9 protein-coding genes are annotated in these 16,298 nt (G+C 59.2%); 3 read left to right on the forward strand and 6 right to left on the reverse strand.

Annotation, left to right across the window (positions count from 1 at the left end):
* Positions 1-140: 140 nt before the first annotated feature.
* Positions 141-2,921, reverse strand: a complete 2,781-nt coding sequence (locus tag ACFSYH_RS06060) for a tetratricopeptide repeat protein (RefSeq protein ID WP_377465810.1) — start codon at positions 2,919-2,921, stop codon at positions 141-143.
* A gap of 2 nt (positions 2,922-2,923) precedes the next feature.
* Positions 2,924-4,798 (reverse strand): HSP90 family protein, encoded by a 1,875-nt coding sequence (locus ACFSYH_RS06065; RefSeq protein WP_377465812.1) that lies wholly within the window; start codon positions 4,796-4,798, stop codon positions 2,924-2,926.
* Between the two features lie 476 nt (positions 4,799-5,274).
* Here ACFSYH_RS06065 and ACFSYH_RS06070 point away from each other — a divergent pair, with 476 nt between their 5' ends.
* Together ACFSYH_RS06070 and ACFSYH_RS06075 are read left to right on the forward strand one after the other, a co-directional pair.
* Positions 5,275-6,879, forward strand: coding sequence for a cation:proton antiporter (locus ACFSYH_RS06070; protein WP_377465813.1), 1,605 nt, complete (start codon positions 5,275-5,277; stop codon positions 6,877-6,879).
* 195 nt (positions 6,880-7,074) lie between these two features.
* Positions 7,075-8,673 (forward strand): methyl-accepting chemotaxis protein, encoded by a 1,599-nt coding sequence (locus tag ACFSYH_RS06075; RefSeq protein WP_377465815.1) that lies wholly within the window; start codon positions 7,075-7,077, stop codon positions 8,671-8,673.
* An 84-nt stretch (positions 8,674-8,757) separates the two neighbouring features.
* Here the strand turns inward: ACFSYH_RS06075 and ACFSYH_RS06080 are convergent, their stop codons facing one another.
* From ACFSYH_RS06080 to ACFSYH_RS06095, 4 genes are all read right to left on the reverse strand, one after another.
* The gene (locus ACFSYH_RS06080; RefSeq protein ID WP_377465817.1) at positions 8,758-11,760 is read right to left on the reverse strand and encodes a glycoside hydrolase family 2 TIM barrel-domain containing protein; all 3,003 of its coding nucleotides are present in this window, start codon (positions 11,758-11,760) and stop codon (positions 8,758-8,760) included.
* Positions 11,757-12,566, reverse strand: a complete 810-nt coding sequence (locus ACFSYH_RS06085) for a carbohydrate ABC transporter permease (RefSeq protein WP_377465818.1) — start codon at positions 12,564-12,566, stop codon at positions 11,757-11,759. The genes ACFSYH_RS06080 and ACFSYH_RS06085 overlap by 4 nt, the downstream gene beginning before the upstream one ends.
* Complete coding sequence (locus tag ACFSYH_RS06090) at positions 12,559-13,503, reverse strand: carbohydrate ABC transporter permease (protein WP_377465819.1); 945 nt, start codon at positions 13,501-13,503, stop codon at positions 12,559-12,561. Before ACFSYH_RS06090 ends, ACFSYH_RS06085 begins: the two co-directional genes overlap by 8 nt.
* Before the next feature lie 108 nt (positions 13,504-13,611).
* Entirely contained in the window at positions 13,612-14,922 is a 1,311-nt protein-coding gene (locus tag ACFSYH_RS06095) for an ABC transporter substrate-binding protein (RefSeq protein WP_377465820.1), read from the reverse strand.
* Between the two features lie 321 nt (positions 14,923-15,243).
* Here ACFSYH_RS06095 and ACFSYH_RS06100 point away from each other — a divergent pair, with 321 nt between their 5' ends.
* The gene (locus tag ACFSYH_RS06100) at positions 15,244-16,269 is read left to right on the forward strand and encodes a LacI family DNA-binding transcriptional regulator (protein WP_377465821.1); all 1,026 of its coding nucleotides are present in this window, start codon (positions 15,244-15,246) and stop codon (positions 16,267-16,269) included.
* Positions 16,270-16,298: the final 29 nt, after the last annotated feature.

Raw genomic sequence — 16,298 nt, forward strand, 5'->3', positions numbered from 1 at the left:
GCAGGCCGCTGCCAGCATCACCTCACGCTTGCCGCAGGCAGAGGACCGTACGCAACCAACTCGTCGCCAATCGAAGACCCCACGAACTCCGCCCAGAGCAGGCGGAGTTCGTGGGGTCTTGGCGAATCTCGATGCACTGCCTAGAGGTCAGCGAGCTGTTGAGCCGCGAACTCGTATGGGGACTCTCCTGGTTCGGAGAACCGTTGGGCTTCCTCGAGTGCCTGACGGGCACGGTCCGTGGCCCCTGCACTCTTGAACGCCACGCCAGCAAGCACAAGGGCGTCGAACTGTGCCTCGCCCAGATCTATGTCCGCAGCGATCTGCACGGCCTCAAGCGCAGCCTCCCCGGCTTCGATTCCCTTTTCAAGGCGCCATAGCAGGCGTGCCTTGTGCAGGGTGGCCTCGATACGGGTGACCTCAACTTCGGGGCTGTCCTTCTCGCCCGTGGCTATGAGTTGGTCAAGCGCCTTGTCGAGCATGCTGAAGTCATCTGTCTCCGAGATGACGACCTGGGCGGTTGCGACTCGCTTGGCCGCGTTGACCACCTGAACGGGATCGTCCTGTTCCTGGGCAAGGTTGTAGGCCCGCTCCGCGAAATCTGGAGCCTCAGGATGCTCCGAGTCGAGCAGGAAGTCCGCTAGGCGCAGAGCGAAACCGTACTCGGCTTCCTTGAGGTCGTTCTCCTCGGAGTAGTCCAGGCCGTAGTACCAGGCGGAGAATGCCTGCTGGTACTCTTCGGCACGCAGAGACGCCTCACCGAGGGCGATGAGCGCGGCAGCCACGTTCTCTGGATCGCCCCCATTCTCCATGTTCCAGTCCACAACTGCGGTCAACGGAGCCAACGCATCGTGCGGGTGCCCGGCGTTGACCAGTTGCGTGCCCAACGCATAGTTGATCGCCTGAAGTTGCGGCGCGGTAGCCGTGGTCCGCTGCGCGTAACGTTGCGCACGCTTCAGCGCCCGCACCGCATCGTCTGCTGAGCCGTTACCCGCGTAGGCGCGAGAAAGGTTCATCAGGAGCGGCCAGGCCCTCGCGTAGTCCTGCGCGCCAAGCGCGATATCTATCGCGTGGTTGTAGCGTTCAACGGCCTGGTCGTACTGCTCTGTCCATAGGCCGACGCGTGCCTGAATGCTCGCAACATCGATGTCCTCACCGATGGCCCCGTAGCTGAGCGCGGCTGCCTGTTCAAGGGCCTGCCTACCATCCTCAATCTGGTTGGCGCCCAGAGCCAGGTCCGCGGTGATGATTGCGGCGCGCTGCATCACCGGCTGGGTTGGGCGGTTCTCCAGTGCGAGGCTCAGCAGTTCGTTGGCGCGTTCCGGCGCTGAGAAGGACATGCGCTGCGCCAGATGAAGAGCCAAGAACGCGGTGCTCGCCGGGTCATCGACTTCTTGCGCCCGCTCGATCAGGTTCTCGAAGGCCTTCAGGTCTTCCTCATCAACCGGACCCGCGAGTTTCTCGCCGATCGTCAACACGGCCTTCGCCGCGGTCACCAGACCGGAACGTTCGAACGCATCGGCCAGCGTTTCGCGGGCGACGCCGCTCTCGCTCAGGTCAACATCGAGCAGGTGCAAGAACGCATCAGTGATGCCCTCCTCGAAGTCGCCGTCTATGTGACGGTTACGTCCCTGACGCACAAGGTCAAGCGCAGCAGAAACGTTCGGGAGCGTGTTCGCGACGGCGGCCACATACTCAAGCCCACTGTTCAGTTCCGGCTCCACAACCTCAGTTGTGTACGACTCGACCGGCTCAAACACGTCGATTCCGATAGGCAGATCGTATCGAGTGTCCAGAAGCTCCTTACGCGCCGCCAAACGCTGCGCGTAGTGGTCATTGCCGTTACGCGCATCGAACTGAGCTACGATCTCAGCCGCACGATCCCACACAAACACGGCCAACTCGTCGGCAGTGAAATCCCCGCCACCAGCGGCGGGAGCGATCCCCCTGAGCACCACATCGTAGTTGTGGGTCCCTGTACCGCGCACTGGAATTGCGCCGCGGCCAGCCTTCTGGAGGGCATCTGTAAGGACGCCCAGCAGCGTCAGCGCATCGAACTGGCGCGCCACGTTCAACTCGGACGCGTCAAAGAGCTTGGCGTTCTTCTCCACCAGGTCCAGGGCACGCTCCGTGTTCCCGGTGACCAGGCAGAACAGCGCATGCCGCAGCACAATTCCGCTCGGCTCGGGGTGCTGGGCAAGAGCCGCGAGGGATTTGAGGTGCAGACGCTTTGCCTCATCAAAGTTCTCGGTTTTGAGGTAGAGGTGAGCCGCCTGGGATTCCGAGTACTCTGGCTCGTCCCCGCACACGAACTGACCCGAGAAGATCTCCTCGAACAGTTCAAGCGCACGGTCGGTCTCGCCACGATCTGCATAGTACATCGCGGCCGTTGAGCGATAGCAGGCCTCACAGTGCGACAGATCATCGCGTGGTGCGGCCTGAAGCTCATTGAAGTACCGGGCCGCGGCATCCCAGTCGCCGCGCTCGCACGCACCACCAAACTGAGTTTGTAGGTAGCCGGACATGGACTTGCCCGATTCCCGGAAGCGGCGTTCCATGTCGGCGAAGATGCCGTTGATCTGCGCGAGCGAATAGGAGGGGGAATCGTGCAACATCTCGGCAACCCACTTGTACTGGAACAGCAGGTGCGTGTCCTCGTCGATTTCGAGCGGGAAGCGTTGCGGGTCCGAGTCGTGGATCGCGAGGGTCTTGGTGAAGCTCGTCAGCAGGGCATCAGTCTGCCCCATGCGGAAGGTGGACCGGTTGAACCACATCCGCAACTGGTAGGCCCATTCAGACAGGTCGTTCTCCTCCGCGAACGCGAGAGCGCGCCGCACGAGTTCGAGTTCCTCGTTCCCCATCGGGGTGGACTCGATGCGATCGATGAGTTCTTGAAGTTCGGCGGGAGGGGTTTCAAGTTGCATATTCAGTTCTCCGGGAAGTTGAAGTCGCTCACGCCGATGGACAGCGTGATCAGGTCGTCGAGTGCTTCGGTCAGCATGGTGCGGTCAGCGGCGGTCAGTGGGTGGTGTCCCGATAGCTTTGACTGGGCGTAGAGCAGTCTCAGTGAGCGAGTGAAGACGACGGAGTCATCAACGGCTGCGAGTGAACGCACGGCACGGTTGGACCAGTTCAAGCACAGTTGGGCCTTGGAGCCCCTACCGAGATTGTCGAACACGTCCTGCGTTTGCGCGAGGATGTCAGCCCATGGACCGGCCGCCGTTTCGCGGGCCTTGTCCCGCTCGATCCACGCGATCACGTCCGGGTCGGCGACGTAGAGTCCCGGCAGGTTATCCGGCTCGAAGCTACGCACGATGACCTGCAGGTATTTGTTGTCGAGTGCCGTGGTCGCACGCTTCTCAAGGAAGCCGACCCTCTGCGAGTCATCAAACGGAACCGGGCCCAGGTTGCGCAGTTCATCATTGATCGCGATACGTTCCGCGGTCACGCCCTCGCGGAGCGCTGGCATGCGCAACAGCAGTTCCTCAACGAACGTGTATCCAGCGTTGACGACCGGGCGGTCTGGGGAGACGATCGATGCGACCTGACGGTACTCATCGAGGGTCTGCGCGTATCTGATGTGTGGGGTGATGGCCAGGTATTCCTCGATGCTCAGATAGCCCGCACTTGTCTCGACGGGGAGCATGGGAATGAGCACTGCGCCGAGTTCATCGTAGTGACTGGCCATTTGGCGCAGGGACAGGTGATGCACGGCTACGAGTTCGCTGATGGCGTGCGGATCATTTTCAGCCTGGTCTTTGACCCACGCGGTGATCGCTCGGCCAATCCCCTCCTGGGTGTCTTGTAGACCCTCGTTGGCGATCAGTTGCTCGCGCGACGCCGTGGGAGTCAGATAGTCAGTGGAGACGACCGCGTGCGCGAACGATGCCCAGGCGGGCAAGAGATCCGGTATCTTCTCGGACAGCAGCATCCGCGAGAGATAGACGCGGGCTGTTGCCGCGGCACCGGGTGGCGGTGCATAGGGCAGCACGTATGCGACACCAGAGGTGCCGGTGCCCGGAACGTTCAACGGGATTGCCGCCAGCGGCTCCTGGCCGATGAGCTCGGCACCGTATTCCAGGACCTCGGAGCGGTCCTCGCGCAATGGTGTCAGGAACGGAGCATCCCGCCCCAGCACGACCACGGATTCACCGCGGACTTCGAGCGGGATGGGCAGGAACTCCGCGAAGGTCCGGGCCAGTTCCGCCACGATGTCCTCGCCAAGCAGAGAGTCCTCGCCATGGTTTGCGGTCAACCGAACGGTCGTTCCGTACGGCAGCGCGTCGCTCTGGTCGGCAGGTAACTCGGTGACGGTGAATGTTCCGTCGATCCGTCCCACCCACTCGATCGCCGCGGGTCGGCTACCGTCTTCAAGCGTGCGCCGCGAGCGCGAGGTGATCACGATGTCCGGGGCGACCATGAAGCAGGACAGCAACCCGATTCCGAACTGGCCGAGGTAGTCGTCGCGTTTGAACCCGAGTTCTGGATCGCGTTTTGAGGATCGTCCGACGGTTGCGAGGAGTTCTGCCGCCTCGTCGGCGGTCAGGCCTACGCCGTTGTCGCTGAAGGTGAATGGCTTGCCCGGTGTTGCCGGGGTGACGGTGAGGCGCGGGGTGTCGAGTCTTTCCGCGAGCGCTGGGGTCGTTCCGGCCTCTGCGTCCAGTTGTGCCTTGTGTGCGGCCCTGATCGCGTCCACTCCGTTTTGGATGAGTTCACGCAGGTAAACGCGCGGGCTGGAGTAGATATGGCGGGATAGCAGTTCGATGACACCTGTCAGGTCCACCTGAAACGGGCGGGACATTCACGCTCCTAGCGTTCTCGTTCGGTTGAGTGCGCCTCGACCATGACTTACACCGGCCAAGTAGGTGCACCAGTCGATCTTATGCGTACTGACTGGCTGCAAGATAGTGCGGAACGGACAGGATTCTCGCGCAGCGGAATCTGGTTGGAACGAAACGAACGCAGTCCCCCGCCGAGTGACACTCGATGGGGCATTTTTGTCCCATCTACCCAAATATTTCTGGTGCAGGCGGACATAAGAGGCCCCATCGAATTCAGGAGCACCCATTGGCCTCATACCCAACAGTGGACACGTTTCCCCTGCCCTGAGTACGCTCGAACTCATGGCCCCGCTACCCCGCCAAGCCAGAAGGCATATTTTGTTCTGTTCAGCGGGGTCTGCCCGTGCTGCCGATTGCCGGTGTAATCATGCTTCTGTGCTCTCACGTTCTCACCGACTCAAGATCGTCACGGCACTGAAACCACTTCAGGAGAGTCATGGAAGTTCTCGCATACATTGCCGCCGCGCTTGTCATCATCGCGCTCACGAACGCGGTCGCGCCGAAGATTGGGGTGGCGGCGCCGCTTCTCCTTGTGCTGATCGGTATCGGAGCCAGTTTCATACCTGCGCTCACGGGATTCGAACTCGATCCTGAGTGGATTCTGGCGGGCCTTCTCCCGCCGCTGCTGTACGCGGCTGCCGTCGCAATGCCGAGCACTGATTTTCGACGCGAACTGTCCACCATCTCCGCCCTGTCGATCGTGCTGGTTGTGGTGTCGGCGGTTGTCCTCGGTTTCTTTTTCACCCTGGTTATTCCGGGCCTCAATCTCTGGTGGGGTATTGCCCTTGGTGCCGTCGTCAGCCCCACGGATGCCGCGGCAACGGCAATAGCGAAGAAGGCAAGACTCTCTGGTCGTCTGATCTCCATCCTTGAGGGTGAATCCCTGTTCAATGACGCGACCGCGCTCGTGTTGCTGCGCACCGCGATAGCTGCTGCTGCGATAACGTTCTCGTTCTGGGAAACGCTCGGACAGTTCCTCTTCTCCATCACCGCCGCCTCGCTCATCGGCGTCGTCTCGGGCTGGCTTGTGCTGCGATTGCGTGCCAAGGCGACCGAGGCTCCCGTCTCAACGGTGCTGTCGTTCGTGACCCCATTCCTGGCATCGGTCCCTGCAGAGCACATCGGGGCTTCTGGTCTGGTCGCTGCCGTGGCTGCGGGGCTGGTAACCGGGCATGGTTCCATCCGCTGGCTCAACGCCGAACAGCGTATGTCCGACCGGCAGACCTGGAAACCCATCGAGATCGTGCTTGAGGGAGCAATCTTCCTCCTGATGGGATTGCAGGTCACCTCGCTGGTCGATCAGGTCATCTCCGATCATGAGGGCGTATCGATCGCCTTCGTCGGTGCATTCGGAGCCCTCGCGCTGACCCTCGTGATACGTGCCGGTTTTCTCGCGCCACTGCTGCTGTGGCTACGGAGCAGGAATCGTCGGTCCGCTCATATGCGGGACCAGTTCACAGCGGCTCGCGACAGTTTCCGCGTAGAGCACCCGGACACAAAGTTGACTGATCTCATACCGGATGAGGTGCGGCGCGGCCGCATGGCCAAGCGGTTCCATCGTTTCTTCGCTGACACCAACTATTACCTGAACCAGCCGCTTGGCAAGGGCGCCGGTGTCGTGCTCGTATGGGCGGGGATGCGCGGCGCCATTACCGTTGCCGCAGCCCAGACCCTCCCAGAGCACACTCCACATCGATCCCTGCTGATCCTCATCGCATTCATTACGGCAACGGCGTCGCTGCTGGTTCAAGGATTGTCACTACGTCCGGTGATCTCACGGTTCGCTCCGGTGAGAAATCAACAGGTTCTCGATAGTCAAACACGCGCTTTGTCCAAACGTGTCCGTAAAGCGGGCGACTCAATCACCGAGGAACGTAAAGCACACATGTCTGCCGAGGAACTGGCCACCGAGCGCAGCAATCTTCAGTACCGTGAACTTCGCCTCGCACGGTCTGAAGGAACGTATGACTCTGATGTTTTACGTCAATCGCTAGCTCGTATTGATGCAGCGCAGTTGTATCGTCAAGTGCGTGAAAGCTGACGTCTGTCTCGGCCGCCGTCCGCGCGATGAACTACCGCGCTAGACTCGGCTCCTACCCGTTGACCGCTCACACATAGCAATGCGTATCGTTCCATGCTCAACCGTAGTGATGAGACACGCACCACCATGACTATTTCGTCATGCCCGGCGGTTCTCGTCCGATGGTATTGCTAACGCCATCGAAGGAGTGAACGCATGAGCCAGAAACGACACGGCAGCAAAAAATGGGTAGACCAACCTGTGTTCGTCAAAATCGCTACGAGCGTAGCAACTATGTTTGGTGCAGCGCTGATCGCACTGATCATTGCAATAGTCTCTCTAACCCAAGGAGACGCAAGGATAAACGAACTGTACGACCAGAGTGTTCGTCCTTTATCTGTGTTATCTGACATACAACGTTCCTACCAGGGTGACCGGGCGCGCGTCATCCAATACGCCATCTCAGATTCCAACCAGCGTGCAACGCTCAGACAGGAGTTGACAGAACGGCGCGGTGAACTCAACTCTCTGCTTGATGCGTACCAAGAGTTAAAAGGTGATGACGAGGGGCTGACCCTTATTCGTGAAACTCTTGAGAAGTACTACAAGATTGCAGAAGAAGATTTCTTTCCGTTAGTAGACGCAGACAACATGGGTGCGGCTAACACCATGTTCGAGAACTTCGTTCGACCTGCAACGACAGAGGTTATGGACGCAATCAAAGCCGAGAGCGACCAACAAGTCAGCAACGCTGAAACTCTCATGGAGCAGAACTCCCGCGAGGTCCTATTTGCTGACATATTCCTCGTAGTTGCCACCCTCCTTGGCTCGGTGCTTGCTATCATCATTTCGCTGCGCATCGCCCGCACTATTGGGCGTCGTATAGAGGATGTCGGGCAGGTCATGGCGCAGGTTGGAGCCGGTGACTACACTGTTCGGACAAGTACTACGGGCAACGACGAAATTGGTCAACTCGCAGCAAACATGACTACCATGCAGCAGCAACTCACTGAATTGGCAGCCGACGTTGTCGAAACTTCGAATACGGTTGCAGCTGCCGCTGAGGAAATGGCGGCGGGCGCCACGCAGGTAGCTACCGGATCAGAAGAAACCTCAGTTCAGGCAGCAGTTGTCGCTACCGCTTCGGAGGAAGTATCCCGGTCAATCGAAACGGTGGCTGCCGGAGCAGAACAGATGGGAAGTTCCATCCGGGAAATCGCCCAGAACTCTTCCGAAGCCGCCAATGTCGCTGGAAACGCACAGCAGGTTGCGCTGCTAACTAATGAGCGAGTTGCCCGCCTCGGAAAATCATCAGCCGAGATCGGTGATGTTGTTAAACTCATTACCTCTATCGCAGAGCAGACTAACCTTCTTGCGCTAAACGCTACTATCGAAGCTGCACGTGCAGGCGAAGCAGGTAAGGGCTTCGCTGTTGTTGCGGCAGAAGTCAAGGAACTCGCAACCGAGTCAGCACGTGCTGCTGAGGACATCGCACGCCGGATCGACTCAATTCAAAGCGATACATCAGAGACAGTCACGTCCATTGATGAAATCTCACAGATCATCACCTCTATCAATGACTATCAAATGACTATTGCTTCTGCGGTTGAAGAGCAGACTTCGACAACAAACGAAATGTCGCGGTCTGTTACCGAAGCGGCGAGTGGATCACGTGATATCGCCGGTAACATCCAGAGCGTTGCAACCGCTGCCGGAGAAAACGCCGACACCGTCACTCAGATGAATCACTCCATCGCAGAACTGGCACAGGTCGCGGCACGTCTTCAAGAACGTGTAGCGTACTTGAAATTCTGATCATGAACGCATAAGCGCCCCATCAGACGCTAAAGGGCTGGGGTCACGACATTCGAGTGTTGTGACCCCAGCCCTTTAGTGTTTTTACGCGTTGATTCCGATGAAAGAGAACTCGAAGATCAGCTGCCTGTCTGCAGGCAGCCGGAACTCCGGATGCGTTTGCGAACCCCACGTGTCATCTCCCGCCACTCCCCTACGCATGAGGGCGGGTCGAGCGATGGTGCGATGTACCGGGGGAAGCTCCGTGTGGTGCAGCGCATTCTCGACCTCGAAGGGGGTCCAAGGAAGTGCCGAGAATTCCATGCCCGAACCCTCAAAGCGTAAGCCCCGCCCGCGAGCGTCGCTGACAGTTGCCCACCGCACCCCGGTGTGGTTGCCCGCCTCCTGCGGCCGCAGGTACTGCGTCAACTGCGTCGCCACCGGAGCCGAGTACACGCCAAGGCGTGCGCCAAGACGTCGGTCCGAATAACTCTCCTCCGGCCCTTCGCCGTACCAGGTCAACTGGTCGAGTTCAGGGTCGAGGGCAAGCAGCACACCACATTCCGGAGCATCTGCGAGACCATCCCCTGGGTCAACCGTCAGTTGAACGGCAACTCGTCCATCGCCGAATACCCGATAGCTGAGCGCGGCCTGGCTTGCGGGAACAGTTGGCAGATCATAGGTGTAGGTGACTCGCGCACTGTCCTCAAGCGTCTCAAGGAATGGCTGGTCCGGTCTCCGCTCACTCACCGCGTATCTGCTGGCAAGGAGCCACTGCCCATCGAGTGATGGAGCATTCCAGCCTCGCTCGTTCGAGGTGGGTGCATGCCAGAAGTTGGGTGTCGGCATACCCCGCAGGATTTCATGCTCGGGTCCGCCTCCACCAAATCGGTAGGATTGCATGCCGCCGTACAGTCGCGAGAACAGCACAGTGAAGTTCTTTCCGTGCACCCCGATGTTATGGATGCCATCCACGATCTCGGGAGCGGCCGGGACGGAGGGGGAAGGAACAAACGAGCCAAACACGGCCTGGTCCCATGCCACCTCGTGGCCGACCTCAGCCCAGCGCTGGGGTGCACGAAGCCGGTAGGACACGTCCACCGCATATTCGCCGGGACCAGATGGAATCGTCACGGGTAACGGGTACTGCCTGACCTGTCCGGGGGAAACATCCGTGTCGAGGATTTCAGACGCGATTTCCTCACCCTCGTGCGACAAGGTCACCACACATTCGAATGCGGAGGTGTTGGTGAACAGGTACCGGTTCTCGATCGTCAGGGCGTCACGCTCGATCCGGGTGACGATGTCCCGATACACGTGGGTGACCTCTTGCGTGAACGGCTTGGGTGAGTGGTCCGCGAACAGGATGCCATTGCCGCAGAAGTCACCATCGTGCGGTGCCTCGCCGTTGTCTCCGCCATAGCCGAAGAACCGCTGACCGAAACGATCGGTCATCGCAATCGCCTGATCGGCGAAGTCCCAGATGAAGCCACCTTGGAAGAGCGGTTCTCGATAGGCAAGATCAATGTACCGGTCCACGGCCCCGAACGAGTTGCCCATCGCATGCGCGAACTCGCACAGAATCATCGGTTTCTCGCGGTTTTCCCTCAGATACTCCTCGACCTTTGCCGCAGGCGTGTACATCTCACTGTGCACATCCGTAGTCTCGGGATGGCGTGGATCCCACGCGACGCCCTCGTAGTGCACCGGCCGGTCGTCGACCTCGTGGAAGTACTCCGTGACCTTCGCAAGGTTGGAACCGCCGTAGGACTCATTGCCGCACGACCACATCACGATGCACGGATGGTTCTTGTCGCGTTCCACCATCGACCGGGCACGATCCAGCAGGGCTGGGAGCCATTCGGGACGGTCGCCGGGAACGGCCTCGGAGTCAGGTGCGTCGTGATAGCGGATGCGGTCCCACAGCCCGTGGCTCTCCAGGTTCATCTCGTCGATAACGTACAGGCCATACTCATCGCACAACTCATAGAAATACGAGTTGTTCGGGTAATGGCTGGTTCGCACGGAGTTGAGCCCGAGCGCCTTGATCGTGCGGACATCAGCCTCCGTCTCCTCGCGCGTGACCACCCGCCCGTTGAGGCCGAAGTCGTGCCGGTTGACACCCTTGAACACGATCCGTTGACCGTTGATCTTAAACACGCCGTCCTCAAGTGCGAACCGGCGTACGCCCACCCGCTGTGGAACGACCTCCACGATCTCGCCGTCCGGGTCGCGAACCTCGATGAGAACCTCGTACAGGTGCGGATGCTCGGCGCTCCACAGTCGAGGCTGATCAAGCCAGGTCACGAACGTGCCATCGCCCAGGTCCTTCAACTGTGTGCCATCAGCCAGCCGAACCACCGCACTGCCGCCGGTCAGATCCACCCTCACCGCCAACTCCGCGCCCGACAGGTCCTCGGACAACGTAGCCCGGACCCGCACGTCGCGTACATGCGCCACTGGCTGCCGGTACAACACCACGTCACGGAACAGACCAGAGAACCGGTAGAAGTCCTGATCCTCAATCCACGAGTGAGCACTCCACTTGAATACCTGAACGGCAAGCACATTCTCGCCATCGGCCAGGTGATCGGTCAGATCAAACTCACTCGGGGTGAACGAATCCGTGCCATAGCCGATGTAATGCCCGTTCAGCCACACCGCGAGCGCGCTCTCCGCGCCGTGGAACACAACCGTCACCCGTTCGCCGACACCCACCGGGGTATCCAGCGTGAACCTCTTGACGTAACTCGCCACCGGGTTGAAGCGCTCGGGGATCTGACCCGGCATGATCTGGTCGTGACCATCCCACGGGTACTGCGTGTTCGCGTAGTGTGGTCGGTCAAAGCCGTGCATCTGGATGTGCGCCGGAACCGGAATCTCATGCCAGAGCGACACATCGAATTCTGGGCTCTCGAACCCGGCCGGGGACTCGTCGGCAGTCGAGGCATAGTGGAAGCACCACTGTCCATTCAGGGACTGCTCAAACGAGCTCACCCCTCTGCGGGCCTCCGCAGCGGACGCAAACCAGCGATGATCCGAATGCGCCCCGACCCTGTTCTCTGAGACATAGAGCGGATCGGCAATCCGCGAATACTGAAACGTCACTTGATAGCTCCTGTCATGCCCTCGGCGAAGCTGCGCTGCAGAACCAAGAAGATGATCATCGCGGGAAGCGAGGCGATCAGCACGGCCAGCATGAGGACCCCATAATCGGTGACGTAGCCAGCGCTCAGGTTGGAGATGAGCATTGGCATCGTCTGATATTCGTTCTTGACCAAGATGACCTTGGGCCACAGGAAGTTGTTCCACGCCGTCATGAACGTGATAACCGCTGCGGCCGAATAGGTCGCGCGCATGGTTGGCGCATAGATGCGCGCGAAGATCGCGATCTCGCTCAACCCATCAAGACGCGCCGCCTCAAGGATCTCGTGCGGGAAGTTACGTGAGGCCTGCCTGAACAGCAGGATCAGGAACGGTGTCGAGACCGCGGGCAGGATGACAGCCCACGCCGAGTTCACCATCCCGAAGTCCGCGAACATCCGAAACAGCGGGATCATGATTGCCGCAAAGGGAATCATCATCGCGAGCAACAGGATCCCCATGACAATGTCCTTGCCCTTGGAGTGATAGACCTCGAAGCCATATCCCGCGATCGAGCAGATCACCAGAGCCAGCACTGTCGTGCCGACCGCGTACAGCGAGGAGTACCACAGCGCGGCCCCAAGATTGGTCTGATCCATGAGCACCTGCAGGTTGCTCAGCAGATGTGTGCCCGGAATCAGTTTGGAGTTGAGCACATCGCGGCTCGTGTTCGTTGCGGACACAAGCATGAAGTACAGGGGAAACAGCGAGAACAGCGCGAACACCGTCAGGAATGCATAGCCGGGAACCCGGTGCCATTTCTTAGTCACGCTTATCACCAACTCTCATTTGAACGAGCGCCAGCACAGCGACAAGGATCAGGATCACGTAGGAGATCGCCGAGGCGTACCCGAAGTTCGGGTTCTTCTGGAAGGACACCTCGTACAGGTAGTGGGACATGGTCATCGACTGGTATGCCGGCCCACCTCGGGTAAGGTTCCAGGACTCGTCGAACAGTTGCAGCGTTCCGTTGGTGGACATGATCGCGGTGAGCAGGATCATTGGCTTGAGTTGCGGCAGCGTGACGTAGAAGAACGTCTTGATCGAGTTGGCACCGTCAATCTTTGCCGCCTCAAGGCTTGAATAGTCGATGTTTTGAAGGGCTGCCAGGTAGAACACCATGTTGTAGCCGGTCCAGCGCCAGATCAAACCGAGGATGATCACAAACCTCGCCGTATCCGGCTGACCAAGCCAGTTCACTGGGTTGTCCAGGATTCCCAGACCCGTCAACGCATCGTTGACAAACCCATCGTTTGCGAACAGGGTGCGGAACACGAGTGAATACGACACGAGTGAGACCGCACACGGCAGGAAGATCGCGGTGCGCCACAGGCCCTTGAACCGCAGGTTCCGGTCGTTGAGCAGGTTGGCCAGAATCAATGCCAGGACCAGCATGATAGGGACTTGGATGATCAGATAGATGAATGTGTTCTTCAGGGTCATCTTGAAGATTTCATCCTCAAGGAGACGCGCGTAGTTGAAGTACAGCGGGTCTGCGAAGTCCATCTTGGTGCCGCGTCCGGTCTGTAGCGACAGGATGAAGGCTTGAATCATCGGATAGAAGCTCATGACCGCGATCATGAGCGCGGCTGGGAGCAGGAACGTCCAACCGGTGAGGTTCCGGCGGCGCTCATTGTGCGTCAACGTCGGTGAGAGATTATGGGAGCTGGGCTTTTTCTTTGCTGATCGTGTCAGTGCAAGCGCCATTGCCGACACCTACCTTTCGGTGTTGTCCGTCCGAAATTTCTGGAGCATCAAATTGGTGGGCCGAGGAGAGGTTCGCTCATCCCTCTCCTCGGCCTCATCTCACGATGCTCAGTTCATCGCGAACTCAACATTCTTCTGAGCATCAGCCAGCGCGGTCTCTGGGTCTGCTCCACCGATGATCTGGGTGATGGCTGCTGATACCGCATCACGGCCCTCGTAGTAGTAGGCACCCGTGTTGTTCTGTGGCACGGAGGAGCCGAACTCGACGACCTTCTGGAAAATTGGCTCGCCGCTGAAGAACTCCTGTGGTTCGGCGTAGACGCTCGAATCCCCTGCCGGGGTCCAGTTGGCCACAGCACCTGCCTGCGGCAGGATCGTGTCATACAGTTCGGTTGAGCCTGCGAAGGTTGCTTTCAGGAAGTCCTGGGCTAGTTCAGCATTCGCAGTAGAACTGATCGCCCACGATGAGCCACCGTTTGCGGAGTAGTTGGTGGCACCCGCGGTGCCAAGCTTTGGCAAGTTGGTGATGTCCCAGTTTCCGCTCTGGTCCTCTGCGGTTTGAATAGAACCAACGATCCATACACCATTGATGGTGCCTGCAACCTCACCGTTGACCAGGGTTGCAATGTACTCATCCCACGAGTTGACCTGGGTCAAGATACCCTTGTCCACGAGTTCCTTGTAGGTCTCGATCGCTGCAAGCAGTGCCTCGTTGTCGGTGATGGTTGGGTTACCTTCCGCATCAAACAGGCTCGCTCCGGCGGACTGCAGCATCATCATGATGGTGTCAGCCTCACCTGCTACTCCGGACAGGAGCGCCTTTCCAGTCTCGTTCTTGACCTGCTCGCCCAGTTCGATGAACCGCTCGTAGGTTGTGTCAGTGAAATCGGAGATTGTGAGGCCTGCCTCTTCGAGAATATCGGTGCGATATGCGCCGATTGCAGTTCCCGCATCGAACGGAACGCCGTAGTTGACCCCGTCGAGGACCGAGTAGGCGAGAACGCCATCCGGGAACTCTGAGAAGTCGATGCCCGAGTCGGAGAAGTCAGTGAACAGGTCCGGGTAGTTGATGACGTTCTTCTGGAATGCGTTGTTCTGCATCAAAAAGATGTCTGGTAGTTCATCAAACGCTTGTGACTGAGCCAACGTGGTGAGTTTGGTCTGCAAGTCATCCCATGGGGTTTCCACGATGTTGAGCTTGAAGTCCGGGTGGTCTTTTTGGTAGACCTTCTCAGCTTCCTGCATCGCGTAGATGTTGAAGGATGGGTCCCAGGTCCACACGGTGAGAGTGTTGTCACCGTTGCTTCCGGTGGGCCCGCCCGTAGTGCCTTCGTTGTCGTTGCCACAGGCAGTTAGAGCGAGTGTTGCTGGCAGTGCGATAGCCAGAGCCATTGCGCACAACTTCTTGGTGCTCTTCATGGTGAGCGTTTCCTTCCGTGCATTTCGTCTTTGAATACGGAACTGTTGCGCGTCGATCGAGCGGACAATTGCTTGACGTCCTTGCCTCGCGCTTGCTGCAGTGGCTTTCACACGCCGCAGCAATCCGCCAGATCTGGCCACTGTGTGACCCGCACTTCAGATGTTTACGTAAACATATTACGCCTCGAAGATCGCAGCGCAAGAGCGCAATAATTGCAAAAAGATAACGATTATGACGGTGAGGGAGACACAAAACAGGAGAATGTTTACGTAACATTTTCTTGTGACGATAGTGTTGCTATGATCGCCAACATGCACAGGATGCAACGAAGCACCACACGAACCCGAGGCCCCTCAATCCAAGACGTGGCCCGACTCGCAGGCGTGTCCGCGCAGACCGTGTCGCGTGTTTCCACAGGCTCCCAGCCAGTCAAGGAGGACACCCGCGAGCGCGTGATCAACGCGATGGAGAAGCTCGGGTACACCCCGAATAGAGCTGCCCGCGCCCTACGCAACGGCAAGTTCCACTCCATTGGTGTCATCAGCCAGCGGTTCGAACGCACCGGTGAAACCCTGACCATAGCGAGCATCACCGACGCACTCGAAGAACGCGGCTACTCCATCAGCCTGTTCCAGGCACATCAGCCACAGTCGAGCGAACGCCTCAACGATCCCAAAAAACTGCTGAACCAGACGGTTGACGGCCTCATCATCGTGCACGCCGGGGACTCAGTCCACAGGGGCCTTTCCGTTCCACGGGCACTCCCGGTGGCCGTGAGCGACTCCCGGCTTCGCGGCGAGTATCCATCCGTGCTGAGCACCCAGGTACAGGGTTCGATTGACGCGGTGGAACATCTGCTCAGCCTCGGACATCGCACCGTACACCACATTGCTGGACACCCAAAGTCCCACCCGGCAGCGGACCGCAAGGACACCTGGTACAACCACCTGCTCAGCCTCGGCATTCGACCCCCCACGCCCTGGCAGGGCGACTGGACCGCACAGTCGGGCTACCAAGCAGGCCAAGAGATTGCGCGGGATCCTGATATCACAGCCGTCTACTGCGCCAACGACGAGATGGCATTTGGCCTGATCCGGGCCCTACACGAACATGGGCGCCGCGTTCCCGAGGACGTCTCGATCGTCGGATTCGATGCGATCTCGCTGTCCGAGTTCTCCGCGCCGCCGCTCACCACGATCAAGCAGGACTTCCCCAAAATGGGCCGCGAGTTGGTACGCATTGTTCTCGAACAGATCGAGTCAGGGAAGCCCGCCCCACCCACCAATCTGCCGATTCCCACGGAATTGATCGTACGAGGCTCGACCGCACCGCCTCGGCAACGCTAACGTTCCGCATTGATGCACTGTGGGCAAGC

It is taken from the genome of Populibacterium corticicola (assembly GCF_042683685.1).
GTDB classification, from domain to species: Bacteria; Actinomycetota; Actinomycetes; order Actinomycetales; family Cellulomonadaceae; genus Timonella; species Timonella corticicola.

What these genes read in the sequence shown, in the direction of transcription:
- ACFSYH_RS06060 (WP_377465810.1), bottom strand. Translation starts at nt 2,921, where the DNA reads ATGCAACTTGAAACCCCTCCCGCCGAACTTCAAGAACTCATCGATCGC.
- ACFSYH_RS06065 (WP_377465812.1), bottom strand. Translation starts at nt 4,798, where the DNA reads ATGTCCCGCCCGTTTCAGGTGGACCTGACAGGTGTCATCGAACTGCTA.
- ACFSYH_RS06070 (WP_377465813.1), top strand. Translation starts at nt 5,275, where the DNA reads ATGGAAGTTCTCGCATACATTGCCGCCGCGCTTGTCATCATCGCGCTC.
- ACFSYH_RS06075 (WP_377465815.1), top strand. Translation starts at nt 7,075, where the DNA reads ATGAGCCAGAAACGACACGGCAGCAAAAAATGGGTAGACCAACCTGTG.
- ACFSYH_RS06090 (WP_377465819.1), bottom strand. Translation starts at nt 13,503, where the DNA reads ATGGCGCTTGCACTGACACGATCAGCAAAGAAAAAGCCCAGCTCCCAT.
- ACFSYH_RS06095 (WP_377465820.1), bottom strand. Translation starts at nt 14,922, where the DNA reads ATGAAGAGCACCAAGAAGTTGTGCGCAATGGCTCTGGCTATCGCACTG.
- ACFSYH_RS06100 (WP_377465821.1), top strand. Translation starts at nt 15,244, where the DNA reads ATGCAACGAAGCACCACACGAACCCGAGGCCCCTCAATCCAAGACGTG.